This window comes from Kordia sp. (assembly GCF_965224175.1).
GTDB lineage: Bacteria > Bacteroidota > Bacteroidia > Flavobacteriales > Flavobacteriaceae > Kordia.
The window spans coordinates 1,089,997-1,103,693 of sequence record NZ_OZ245041.1; the positions used below are offsets into that span (position 1 = coordinate 1,089,997).

At 33.5% G+C, this 13,697-nt stretch carries 8 protein-coding genes; all 8 read right to left on the bottom strand.

The annotated features are described in order from the left end of the window. Window positions 1-37 precede the first annotated feature (37 nt). The 8 genes from pabB to ACOQOS_RS04805 all read right to left on the bottom strand — a co-directional run bounded on the left by pabB (window position 38) and on the right by ACOQOS_RS04805 (window position 13,521). A complete protein-coding gene (gene pabB / locus ACOQOS_RS04770) occupies window positions 38-1,348 on the bottom strand; it encodes an aminodeoxychorismate synthase component I (RefSeq protein WP_420573826.1) in 1,311 nt (436 codons plus the stop codon). A gap of 89 nt (window positions 1,349-1,437) precedes the next feature. Further along, window positions 1,438-2,457, bottom strand: a complete 1,020-nt coding sequence (locus ACOQOS_RS04775; protein ID WP_420573827.1) for a hypothetical protein — start codon at window positions 2,455-2,457, stop codon at window positions 1,438-1,440. Window positions 2,458-2,633: 176 nt separating this feature from the next. Further along, the gene (locus tag ACOQOS_RS04780) at window positions 2,634-4,904 is read right to left on the bottom strand and encodes an aconitate hydratase (RefSeq protein WP_420573828.1); all 2,271 of its coding nucleotides are present in this window, start codon (window positions 4,902-4,904) and stop codon (window positions 2,634-2,636) included. A 182-nt stretch (window positions 4,905-5,086) separates the two neighbouring features. Further along, window positions 5,087-7,864: a bifunctional aconitate hydratase 2/2-methylisocitrate dehydratase gene (locus tag ACOQOS_RS04785; protein ID WP_420573829.1), complete on the bottom strand. Its 2,778-nt coding sequence runs from the start codon at window positions 7,862-7,864 to the stop codon at window positions 5,087-5,089. A gap of 438 nt (window positions 7,865-8,302) precedes the next feature. Next, complete coding sequence (locus ACOQOS_RS04790; RefSeq protein ID WP_420573830.1) at window positions 8,303-9,256, bottom strand: AAA family ATPase; 954 nt, start codon at window positions 9,254-9,256, stop codon at window positions 8,303-8,305. A gap of 6 nt (window positions 9,257-9,262) precedes the next feature. Then, on the bottom strand, window positions 9,263-10,684 hold the full coding sequence (locus ACOQOS_RS04795) for a peptidylprolyl isomerase (protein ID WP_420573831.1): 1,422 nt from the start codon (window positions 10,682-10,684) through the stop codon (window positions 9,263-9,265). Between the two features lie 4 nt (window positions 10,685-10,688). Further along, window positions 10,689-11,537, bottom strand: coding sequence for a peptidyl-prolyl cis-trans isomerase (locus tag ACOQOS_RS04800; RefSeq protein ID WP_420573832.1), 849 nt, complete (start codon window positions 11,535-11,537; stop codon window positions 10,689-10,691). 1 nt (window position 11,538) lies between these two features. Then, entirely contained in the window at window positions 11,539-13,521 is a 1,983-nt protein-coding gene (locus ACOQOS_RS04805; RefSeq protein WP_420573833.1) for a peptidylprolyl isomerase, read from the bottom strand. Between the last annotated feature and the right edge of the window lie 176 nt (window positions 13,522-13,697).

Below are 13,697 nucleotides of genomic sequence, written 5' to 3' on the forward strand. Positions count from 1 at the left end.
AAATAGACGAATTAACAATAAAAACGACCTAGAAATGTTACTTTTCCAACACTTCACGCATTGCTTTTGCCTTTATTAAACACTCTTCATATTCTTTTTCAGGAATTGATTTGGCAGTAATAGCACCACCAACTGAATAAGAAACATATTTTTTTCGACTGTTGTAGAGAATTGAGCGAATAACCACATTGAAATCAAAGTCGTTGTTTGGAGTAAAATACCCGATGGCTCCAGAGTAAATTCCGCGTTTGGTTTCTTCTAAATCTTCTATAATTTGCATGGCTGAAATTTTTGGAGCTCCTGTCATGCTTCCCATTGGAAAAGTAGTTTGTATAATTTCCACAGGATTCTGTGTGTCTGAAACTTCGGAAGTTACTGTAGAAATCATTTGATGGACTTGATCAAATGTATAGATTTTGCAAAGTTCTTCCACTTTTACACTTCCTTTGATTGCGGTTTTTGACAAATCGTTTCGTACTAAATCGACAATCATCACATTTTCTGCACGTTCTTTTTGGTCGGTTTGTAAGTTTTCCGCCATTTGTTTGTCTTCTTCAGGATCTTCTGAGCGTTTTGCAGTTCCTTTGATAGGTTGCGAAATGATTTTTGTGCCTTTCTTTTTTATATATCGTTCTGGTGAAGCCGAAAGTATGTATTTATCACTCAATCGCATGTATGTTGCAAAAGGCGGCTTTGAAATAGAATTCAGGTGTGTATAGGTTGAAAGCGGATCTATTTCAGCATTTTCAGCATAGAATTCTTGACAAAAGTTAGCTTCATAAATATCTCCTCGATGAATATGATCTAACATTTTAGTCACTTTTTCATGATATTCGTCTTTATGAATTCTGAGTTTAATTTTTGGACGATGTTCTTTGTTTGATTCTTCGTATGTAAAGACTTCAAGATCAATTTCAGTATTTAATATTGCTTGAATATCATCTTGCAATTCATCATCAACCATAGATAAATATTGAATTTCTAACTCGTCACCTTTTAACAGAAATATTTTTTTAGGTTGAAAGAAATATAATTCTGGAAAATCTAATCCGTCATGATTTTGTGAAATTAAATCTTCAACATCATTTTTTAAATCGTATGATAAATACCCAAAAATCCAATCTTTGGTCGTTTGTTGATACTCATTTAATTTTTGAAAACCATGTACAACATCTGTTTGTAATAGTGTAAAAGCTTCTACGGCTAAAATTGCATCAAAATCGCTTGTGTGTGCGTGGTAATCATTAGAATCTAACCAAACTACTTCGTGGTATTGTTGACTCCATAGCAACAATTGTTGCTTTATTATTGAAGGATTTTCTAGGGAAATTTTTAACGTGACTCTCAAGAATTCAAGTTTAGGTTGTAAATTTCTTAATTAATGTTCGTATTGCCAAATGTTTGAACAGATGACTTGTAATTTCAATCTAGTATCGGTTATTTTTTATCTGCAATATAAAGCATTTCAAGTTCCTTAAAGATATCTTCTAACTTATAGGTAACTCGTTTTTGTTCTACAGTTACAGTAATTGAATTGTTTTGAATAAGATGAATATTTCCATCATATTGCCTGTCTATAAGATCAAATTTTAACCTACCCAAAATGCCTGTTTCAATATTAATTACGTATAAATTATACCTAAGCATTGGTGACAAGTTTTGCTGTACAAACAGATAGTTCCCAAAAAGCTTTACATCTTGTATAGATTCCCATCTTAGTTTTTCAGGAGCATCAGTTATAGAAACATCACTGATAAATACCCATTTGTGTAGCTTTCCTTTTTTGACAAGCACACCATGAGATGTGTTGTATACTTTGTAAAGTTTATTCTGATTGTTATTAGAAAATTGCAGCGTGTCGTTATTTCTACTTCTGTAGTGATTATGCGCATAATAGACTAAAAAACCTTTTGTCTCTTTTTTATGCAACCATTCTGGGGCTTCATAAGGTGTCGTATATAATCTAGTTAAGGTATCACCTTGTGTTTCTATATAATAATTCTTTGGATATTCAATTTTGTGGTCTTGCCATTTGTTTTTAGGGTCTATGACTAAATCAAAAAATTTATGATCATCTAATTTCCTATTGGAATAAGAGCTTTTGATAATCCAATCTAATGAAGCATCTGGAACATTTCTTTTTTCAGGAAGCAATTTTGCTTTCATTATCTCAAGAAAAGGTTTGTTTTCAGCTTTATTGAGAGTCGGAGAAACAAGTACCGTATTTTTAATTTCACAGAAACAGCCGTCATTCGTCAACTCGTATGTTTCATTCGTTTTACCGTTTATCATTTGAACATACATTCCGCCAAAGCCACTTCCTCCAACATAGAAAGTTTTTAGTGTATCTACCACTTTGTCGTTGTTGTAATCATTTACACTAATTTCCATGTTACGCTGTCCAAGAACCTGAAACGAGCTTATAAAAAATAGTAGAAATATTATTCTTTGCATCATATGAAGTATGTTGATTAGATATTTAAATAAAACAAATTAAAGCTATCATAATGATATGTAAGATCAAAATGAATAGAGTGATTTTATATAACTATTTATTTTAGGACGAGACAACAGTATAAAAAAAGCCTGAATGTAAAACATTCAGGCTTTTATATCGAGTAAACAATTACTAATTAAGCATTGTTTTCTTTTTTAATTAAGTTTAAAGCAGAACCTTCATTGTACCAGTCAATCTGACTTTGGTTGTATGTATGATTAGCTATAATTATGTCTTTGCTTCCATCAGCATGAACTGCTTCAATCGTTAATGGTTTTCCTGGAGCAAATTCATTTAAGTCTAAGAAGTTGAATGTATCATCTTCTTGGATTAAATCGTAATCATTTTCATTGGCAAATGTTAATCCTAACATTCCTTGTTTTTTCAAGTTTGTTTCATGAATACGTGCAAATGATTTTACGATTACAGCAGCAACACCTAAGTGTCTTGGTTGCATTGCTGCATGTTCACGTGAAGAACCTTCTCCGTAGTTATGATCTCCAACTACAATTGTGTTGATTCCTGCAGCTTTGTAAGCTCTTTGCGTTTTTGGAACAGCGTCATATTCGCCATCTAACTGACTTTTAACAAAGTTAGTTTTCATATTGAATGCATTCACAGCACCAATTAGTGTATTGTTAGCTATATTATCTAAGTGTCCGCGGAAGCGTAACCAAGGTCCAGCCATAGAAATATGGTCTGTTGTACATTTTCCGTGCGCTTTTATTAATAGTTTTGCTCCTGTGATATTATCTCCTAGTGGTACAAATGGTGTTAGTAATTGTAAACGTTCAGAATCATCTGCTACAGTGACTACGACTCCGCTTCCGTCTTCTTCAGGTGCTAAATATCCATTATCTTTTACATCAAAACCTTTTGGAGGTAATTCCCATCCAGTTGGTTCATCTAGCATTACTTCTTCTCCATTTTCGTTGATCAATGTGTCTGTCATTGGATTGAAGTCTAAACGTCCCGCAATTGCGATCGCTGCTGTAATTTCCGGAGAAGCTACAAATGCATGTGTATTTGGGTTTCCGTCAGCACGTTTTGCGAAGTTCCTGTTGAAAGAATGTACAATGCTATTTTTTGGTGCATTTTTAGGATCGTTGTAACGCGCCCATTGTCCAATACATGGTCCACAAGCGTTTGTAAATATTTTAGCGTCTAGTTTTTCGAATATATCTAAGATTCCGTCACGTTCTGCCGTGTAACGTACTTGTTCTGATCCTGGATTGATTCCTAATTCAGATTTCATCTTTAGTCCTTTGTCCAATGCTTGTTGCGCTACAGAAGATGCTCTTGATAAATCTTCATAAGAAGAGTTTGTACAAGAACCTATTAATCCCCATTCTACTTGAAGTGGCCAATCATTTTCTTGAGCTCTTCCTGTCATTTCTGTACCAACTCTCGTAGATAAGTCTGGCGTAAATGGTCCGTTTAATAATGGACCAAGTTCTGATAAGTTAATTTCAATAACTTGATCAAAGTATTGTTCTGGATTTGCATATACTTCAGCATCTCCTGTTAAGTAATCTTTTACTTCATTTGCTGCATCCGCTACATCTGCTCTTTCGGTTGCACGTAAATAACGTTCCATAGATTCATCGTATCCAAAAGTTGAAGTTGTTGCTCCAATTTCTGCTCCCATGTTACAGATGGTTCCTTTACCTGTACAAGACATTGATACAGCTCCAGGTCCAAAATATTCTACGATAGCGCCAGTTCCTCCTTTTGCAGAAACAATTCCAGCTACTTTTAAGATAACATCTTTTGGTGCTGCCCAACCAGAGATTTTTCCAGTTAGTTTGACACCGATTAATTTAGGAAATTTTAATTCCCAAGGCATTCCAGCCATTACGTCAACGGCATCAGCACCACCAACTCCAATAGCAACCATTCCTAATCCACCAGCATTTACTGTATGTGAATCTGTTCCAATCATCATTCCGCCTGGAAAAGCATAGTTTTCTAATACTACTTGGTGAATAATTCCTGCGCCTGGTTTCCAGAAACCAATTCCATATTTGTTTGATACTGATTCTAAGAAATTGAATACTTCACTACTATTGTTCATTGCTGATTGTAAATCTGCACTTGCGCCAACTTTAGCTTGAATTAAGTGATCACAGTGAACAGTTGTAGGAACTGCTACTTTACTTTTTCCAGCTTGCATAAATTGCAATAATGCCATTTGCGCAGTTGCATCTTGACAAGCAATACGGTCTGGAGCAAAGTCTACATAATCTTTTCCTCTTACAAACGCTTTGTTTGGTGTTCCATCCCACAAGTGAGCATATAGTATTTTTTCTGAGAGTGTTAATGGTTTACCAGTAATTTCACGTGCTTTGTCTACACGTTCCACTATTGTTTCGTAAACCTTTTTTATCATATCAATATCAAAGGCCATATTTTTTCTTATTTAATTTCACTTTCTGCAATTTAACAAAAAATAAAAGTGGAAATCATGACATATCTTTATATATAATCATCCTAAATAACAATTTAACTAACTGACAATAAGAAATATAAAAAACAAAAAAGCTCAAGTGAAATTACTTGAGCTTTTTTTATGAGTATTCTAATAGCAAACTACATTACTAATTGTTTTTGAGACGGTTTAAATTTAGTCAATACAATTCCTTCTACAGCTGCTTGATATTCTTCTAATGTTGGCGTTCTACCTAAAATTGTAGATAAGACTACAACTGGAGTTGATGATAATAGAGATTCTCCTTTTTTACCTTCTGCATCTCTTACTACACGACCTTGAAATAAACGTGTTGAAGTAGCCATTACAGTATCTCCTGGTGCTGCTTTTTCTTGGTTACCCATACATAGATTACAACCTGGACGTTCTAGATATAATACATTTTCATATTTGGTTCTAGCAACTCCTTTTGGCGCATTATCATCAAACACAAATCCAGAGTACTTCGCTAAAACATCCCAGTCTCCTTCAGCTTTTAACTCATCTACAATATTATATGTAGGTGGCGCTACTACTAAAGGTGCATTAAATTTAACCTCACCTTGTTGTGCTTCTATATTCTTTAGCATTTGTGCTAATATCTTCATGTCTCCTTTGTGAATCATACAAGATCCGACAAATCCTAAATCTACTTTTTTAGTACCTCCGTAGAATGATAATGGTTGAATGTTATCATGTGTATAACGCTTAGAAACATCTTCATTATTTACATCAGGATCAGCAATCATTGGCTCTACAATCTTATCTAAGTCAATTACTACTTCTGCATAGTATTTTGCATCTGCATCTGGCTTTAAAGCTGGTCTTGAACCTGATTGAAGCTCAGCAATACGATTATTAGCTTTGTCAACTAAACCTTGTAATACTTGCTTCTCATTATCCATTCCTTTGTCGATCATAATTTGGATACGATCTCTTGAAATTTCTAACGATTCAATTAATGTTTCATCTTCTGATATACAGATAGAAGCTTTCGCTTTCATTTCTGCTGTCCAATCTGTAAATGTAAATGCCTGATCTGAAGTTAATGTTCCTATGTGTACTTCAATAATTTTCCCTTGAAAAACATTTTCCCCTTCAAACTGATCTAACATTTGCTGTTGCGTAGCATGTACTACATCACGGAAATCCATATAAGGAACCATATCTCCTTTGAATGTTACTTTTACTGACTGAGGAATTGGCATAGTAGCTTCTCCTGTTGCTAATGCTAATGCAACTGTACCTGAATCTGCTCCAAATGCTACACCTTTTGCCATACGTGTATGTGAATCTCCTCCAATAATAACATCCCAATCGTCAACTGCAATATCATTCAATACTTTGTGAATTACATCCGTCATTGCATGGTATTTCCCTTTAGGATCACGACCAGTAATTAATCCGAAGTCATTCATAAACTTCATTAATCTTGGAATGTTAGCTTGAGATTTATCATCCCAAACAGAAGCAGTATGACATCCTGATTGATATCCAGCATCTACAATTGGTGAGATTACTGTAGCAGCCATCATTTCTAATTCTTGAGAAGTCATTAAACCTGTAGTATCCTGAGATCCTACAATATTAACTTCTACACGAGTGTTTGATCCTGCATGCAGTGTAACTCCTGGTGTAGTTCCTACAGCATTTTTATTGAAAATCTTTTCTACAGCTGTTAATCCTTGACCTTCTATAGAGATTTCTTTAGACGGTGCATATACTTGAGGAATATCAATTCCTAAAGTTTTACAAGCAAATGTTTGTAGTTTTTTACCAAAAACAACTGCATAAGAACCTCCGGCTTTGATAAATTCTTTCTTTTGTGGTGTCAATGCTGTTGAGATGTCTTTTAACTCTTGATCACCATTGTATAATTTTTTCTCTTTTGTATTGATGGTAAGAACAGTTCCTGTTTCAACAGAATACTCTTGTTTTAAAATTGGTTCTCCATCTTCATCAACAATAGTTTTTCCATTCTCATCTTTTTGCTTTACCCAGTTTTTAAGGTCAATTCCAATTCCTCCAGTCACACCAACTGTTGTTAGGAAAATTGGAGCAATTCCATTAGTACCTGCAATCACGGGCGCAATATTGATAAATGGAACATAAGGACTTGAGGAAATACCTGTCCATAATGCTACATTGTTAACTCCTGACATTCTTGAAGAACCAACTCCCATAGTACCTTTTTCTGCAATTAACATTACACGCTTATTTGGGTGTTGTTTTTGTAATGCTAATAATTCATTTTGCATGTCTTTGTTATGCTCAAACATAGATTGACCATGTAGTTCACGATCCGATCTTGAGTGTGCATCAGCTCCTGGAGATAATAAATCTGTTGAGATATCTCCAATTCCAGCGATATAAGTTACTACTTGAATTTCTTCTTCAATTTCTGGTAATTTTGTAAAGAATTCTGCCTGCGCATAGCTTTCAATGATCTCTTTAGCAATGGCATTTCCTGCCTTCATGGCATCTTCTAATCGTTCTGTATCAGCCTCATAAAGAAAAACTTGTGTTTTCAATACTTTACAAGCTTCCTCTGATATCGTTGCATCATTCCCTAAAGCTAAATCTAGTAATACTTCAATAGAAGGACCACCTTTCATGTGTGATAATTGTTCAAATGCATAAGCAGCTGTAATTTCTTCTACTATTGCTTCTCCAAGAATTATTTCTTTTAAAAATTTAGCTTTTACAACAGCCGCACTTGTAGTACCTGGCAACACATTGTATATGAAGAAATCTAATGATTCTTTTCTGTGTGGATTGCTTACATCTTTAATTTGAGTAATGATTTCGCTTAGTAATTCTGCTCCATCAATAGGTTTTGGATGTAGTCCTTGTGTTTTTCGTTCTTCGATTTCTTTGAGGTAACCTTGATAAGTATTCATATAAGATTTCTTTTTCAATAAATATTAAATAGATACTTTCTAAAACAATCGATTTGTTGGTTTTCTTCTTTTTTGATCTTGCTCTATGAGGAATCTTCTTTGTAGACTCGTTTTTAACAATACTTTTAAGCTAATTATCATTAGCTTTTCAAATTATTGAACATAAAACTATATTACATTAATATTCAGATCGTTGCGTTTTTTAGTGTTTTGAAAGTTCTGCAAAATTACGAAATTATCTTGATTTTTAAAAAATTCACAGCATCTCTTTGTTTTTAGCTAATTATTTTTATCAGATATTCGATTTCACTAAATAAAATTCAAAATAATACATTTTTAACCCTTCAAATTATGAAATTCATAATTTGAAGGGTTATTTTTTTAGATACTTATAAAATTGTAAAAATTTACTTTCGGTAAGTTTTTATAAAAAGACTTCTAGAAAAGACTCTCAATAATTTTTTCAATCGTAATTCCTTCTGCCTCTGCTTTGTAATTTCGAATGACTCTATGCGATAAGATTCCAATAGCAACAGCTTGCACATCTTCAATGTCTGGAGAGAATTTTCCATTGATTGCAGCATGTGCTTTTGCAGCTAAGATTAGGTTTTGCGAAGCTCTTGGTCCTGCTCCCCAATCTACATACTGTTTTACGATATCGATAGCACTGGCTTCTTTTGGACGTGTTTTTGACACTAAACGTACTGCATATTCTATGACATTGTCTGCCACAGGAATTTTACGAATCAGTTTTTGAATAGCAATGATTTCTTGTGCACTGAATAATGCTTTTACAGAAGCTTCAACATCTGTAGTGGTTGCTTTTACAACCTGCACTTCTTCATCAAACGTTGGATATGTTAAATGAATAGCAAACATAAAACGGTCTAATTGCGCTTCTGGTAACGGATATGTTCCTTCTTGCTCAATTGGGTTTTGCGTTGCTAACACAAAGTATGGTAAATCTAATTTGTAATGATGCCCAGCAACAGTTACGGCACGTTCTTGCATAGCTTCTAGTAATGCTGCCTGCGTTTTTGGTGGCGTACGGTTGATTTCATCAGCCAAAATAATGTTTGCGAAGATTGGACCTTTGATGAATTTGAAATTTCTAGATTCATCTAAGATTTCACTTCCCAAGATATCACTTGGCATTAAATCTGGTGTAAACTGAATACGTTTAAAGTCTAGCCCTAATGTCGTTGCTATGGTATTGACCATTAAAGTTTTTGCCAGTCCGGGAACACCTATTAATAAGGCATGTCCTCCAGAGAATATAGAAAGTAATATTTGATCGATTACTTTTTCTTGACCAACAATTATTTTAGAGATTTCTTCTTTGAGTCCCTTGTGTTTTTTTACAAGGTTTTCAATAGCAGCAACATCTGACATAGAATTTTATTTTTTTAACCAGTTATTTTGAAACTCACAATCACGATTCCCTTTATTAACATTGATATAGGTATCTTTTATTTTTTGTGTGATCCACTTTTCTACTTCTTTTAGCTGCTTCTCTTTGAGTGCTAAACTTTTGATTTTTATGTAATCTTTAGAATAGTCTGCAACATGTTCGTCATAACGGTTTGTTACTTTTAGTAGCTTGAATCGTTTTTGTCCCGTTCTTGTTTCATCAATTAAAGGAATAGATATTTCATCTCCTTTTAATGGTTCTATTTGTGAATATTGTTCAGGATCCATTTTTGTCAATTCGAAATGTGTATCGAATGTCGCTGGATTGATCAATTTTCCACCATTGTTTCGAGTTTCTTTATCATCTGAGAATGAGCGCGCTGCTTCTTCAAAAGTAAGTTCTTTGCTCACAATTCTTTGACGTAATGTATCTATTTCTTTGCGCGCTTCTTCCAATCTATCAGCAGTTACTTCAGGAATTAGTAGAATGTGACGAACATCTCTTTCTTGTCCACGTACTTTGTCTACCATTACAATGTGCCATCCAAATTCAGTTTTAAAAGGATCAGAGATTTCTCCTTGTTGTAGTGAAAAGGCAACGTCTTTAAATTCTTTTGCTAAAGACATTCTTTTGTTGATTGGCATTAATCCACCTTGACGTCCTGAAGCTCTATCTTTAGAATATAAAATAGCTTTTGTACCAAAACTTGATCCGCCTTCAACTTCTGCTTTGATATCTTTCAGTTTTTGAATCACTTTATCAACAGCTTCCTTAGATGGTTCTGGTTCAATGATAATTTGAGATACTTCAAGTTCTACTCCAATTACAGGACGTTGATCTACAGGAATTTTTTCAAAAAATTGGCGTACTTCTTCTGGCGTAATTTCTACATCACGTACCACTTTAGATTGCATACGTTGTGTTAGAATGTTTATTTTAGTAATTTCTGTTAAACGCTTACGTAAAGCAGCTTCATCTTCCATTGCATAGAATTTCAATAATTCTGCCATTCCTCCTGTTTGCTGACTAAAGTACTCGATAGATTGATTTACACGATCTCTGATTTCTCCTGGAGATACTTCAATACTATCTTGAATTGCTTGATGTGCATATAGCTTATCTTCCATTAATTTTCCAAGCAATTTACATCTTGTAAAACCTTCAAGAGAAGCTCCTTGTTGTTGTAAGTCTAAGAATGTTTTATCAACATCAGATTCTAATATGACAAAATCTCCAACGACAGCTGCAACACCGTCTATTTTTACACGTTTTGTGCTTGATTTGGTAGAATCATTCACTTGTGTTTTCGCTTCCTTCATTACTTCTGCAACCATTGTTGCATCTTCCTTTTCTTGTGCTTGCATTCCAAATGCTACAAACAGCATAAGCACGAGTATACTTTGCTTCATCTTGTTAATTGTAAGTTTCAAACTGTTTTTGCTTAATTGCATCTTTTGTGATGTCTTTTTCTAATTTCCTGATAAATTCTAGCTTTCGCTTATTGAGAATAATTTGTCTTACTGTAGGGCGAACATACGCGAGTGGCGCAACATCATTTCTACCTATTTTATCCTCAATCCGCACCAAATATACTTCTAATGAATCTTCTATTTGAGAAAATTGTGATTTTTTTAAGTATTTCGCTTTGTTTTCAGTAGTTATGAGCGGAATTTTTTTGAAAACTTGTGTTTTTTTTACCCAAATTGAATCATTTAATGAGTAATTATTGAATTGAATTGCCAGTGAATCTAATATGATTTTATCTTCTTCTTCAAAACGTTCAAAACGCTCCGTAATTTCGTCTATATTAGAATTATCTTTTGCAATATTAATGTATCGTAATTTTAGTAATTCTTCATTGAGTTTGAAGTTTTCTTTGTTTTTATCATAATACGCAGCTTCATCAAATGCAGTAACCATCGTATCAATGGTTTGTTTTACAATGGCTTCTTTGTAAGCTTCAATGTATAAATCGTTTCGATATTCTTCAATCAACTCTTCAAAGGCATCTTGCTTTTCTTGTGGTAAGTTGATTTTTGCTCGCTGAATGAATAACTCTTGCGTTGCCCATCGATTGATGTAATTATTGACAATGACAGCACTATCTTCCGCAGATATATTGTCTGAAAGAAAAGGCGCTAAATCACTTTTGTATAAATAACTTTCCCCTACTCTTGCAACTGGTTCACCTTCATTTGATTGCTGAAAGTATTCGCACGAGAAACATAAAGAGAGACTAATTATGGCTATTAATTTTCTCAATTTATTTTACTAGTTTTTTTAATTTACGATATACGCGTTTGTTGATTTTTATCTTGTAGTTTTCTTTTAAGCTTTTAATCCATTCTTTTTCTAGATACACTTGATAATCACTTATTACTTTTCCTTTGATTTCAGAAAGTTTTTTGTGACTCGATGGAATAATTTCATTTACTTTCACAATGGTAAAATCTGTTTTTCCATCGTTGAAGATGTTAGAAACTCCTTTTTCAAGTTTGAAACCTTTTGGAAGATTTCTATGTCCTTCTTCATAAACACCTGGTGAAAATATTACATTGACTTTTTTGTCTTTGTTTACTGCTTGTTTGATTTCGTCTAATGCTTTTCCTGCTTTTAGTAATTCTTGTACTTTTTTAGCTGCATCTTCTTGAGAACATGAAGCAATTATAGCCTCCACACGTTTTTTCCACTTGTACTCTTTTTTATTCTGATTGAAGAATTTTTCTAAACCGATAGTGTCTGTTTTTGCTTTTTCCCAGATTTCAGTCTCCATCAAGTCAAACAAAAGCAGTCCATCGCGGTATTCTCCATAAATCGCTGCAAAATCATCATTCACATTTTCTAAATCACCTTCATAGAAAGCCAATAATTTGGCATCTTTAAATTGATTGTAATTGCGATTGATAAATTCTTTTGCATCTGTATTCTTTGCTGTAGCACGCGAACGATTTTTAAGTAAATGTGTTGCGAACTCATCATAGGTTACTTTAGTATCTTTTATTTGAAATAATGTTTTTTGCAAGAATGCAGCATCTGTAGGTTTCTTCCAGTTTCTACTAAAGAAAGTTACATCTGCAATTTTATAAAAATCTTCTCTTAGGTTTTCGCTTTCAGTAATAGTGTACAGTCTATTAATCTTTTTTAAGATAGATGTATTGATAGCAGTTGCTCTCTTATCATTCTTTATTTTGCGCTCTAACATTGACTTTTCTTCTTCATAACTTTTCATTGGATGCTTAGAAACCAATTGAACGATGTGCCAACCAAATTCTGATTTGAAAGGTTTTGAAATTTCTTTTGGAGTATTTAGCGAAAAAGCTACTTTCTCAAATGCCTTAGAACGTAAACGTCCACGACCAAATTTAGGTAAAACTCCATTGTTAACTCCAGAACTTCTGTCTTCTGAAAAACGCTTTGCCAATGCTCCAAAATCGCCACCAGCTTGTACTTGAGTATAAATATCTTTTATTTTTTGCTCAGGATCTTCTTTCGTTTCACCTTCTTTTTTATCCATCAATAAAATGTGTGCTACTGTAATTTCTCCAGCATTGTCACGCACATCTTCTATTTTTAAAATGTGATAACCAAATTGTGTACGAACTGGCATCGAAACTTCACCAACTTTCGTGCTAAAAGCGGCAGATTCGAAAGGATAAACCATTCTAAAAGCAGAGAAATAACCAAGGTTTCCTTTGTTACCAGGAATGTTTTTATTTCCTTTTGCCGAAGGATCATTTGAGTGTGACATCGCCATTTCACCAAAATCCGCACCTTCAAGAATTGATTTTCGTATGCCCATTATTTTGTTGTACGCCACTAAAGTATCTTTTGGCGCAGCATCTTGAGATACATTGATTAAGATATGGCTTGCTTTTACTTCTTTCTGTAAGCGATCATAAGCCTCTTTTACTAATTGCTCGGTAGCATTATTATCTGTTAAGTAATTTTTTGCTAATTGTTTACGATAACCTCCTAACTCTTTTTTGTACGATTCTTTTTCGTCAAGATTTAAGTTTTGTGCTTCTTTTAGTTTTAGTTTGTATTCTACAAATAAATCAAAGTATTCTTCAATTTCCTTTTGATCCTTCTTATCTATGATGTCTAGATTTTTTTTATAAACTCTTGAAAATTCAGAAACATACGTCGGCTCACCTTCAATAGTAAATAATACTTTGTCTTTTTTGGACTGTCCGAAACTTGTGAATGTCACAAAAAGAATAAGGAATAATTGAACACTTTTTTTCATCTATTTTTATTTTTATTTCTGTCTTGTCTAATTTTCCAATAATCAATTAATTCTTGACAGTAAATTGTATTTCGTTTTTTTGGGAAAGACAAAAATAACAATTCATCAATATTTCACAACTAATTAGAAAGTCTATTTATTATATCATTTTGGAGTTTTTGGCTTAATTATTGGAG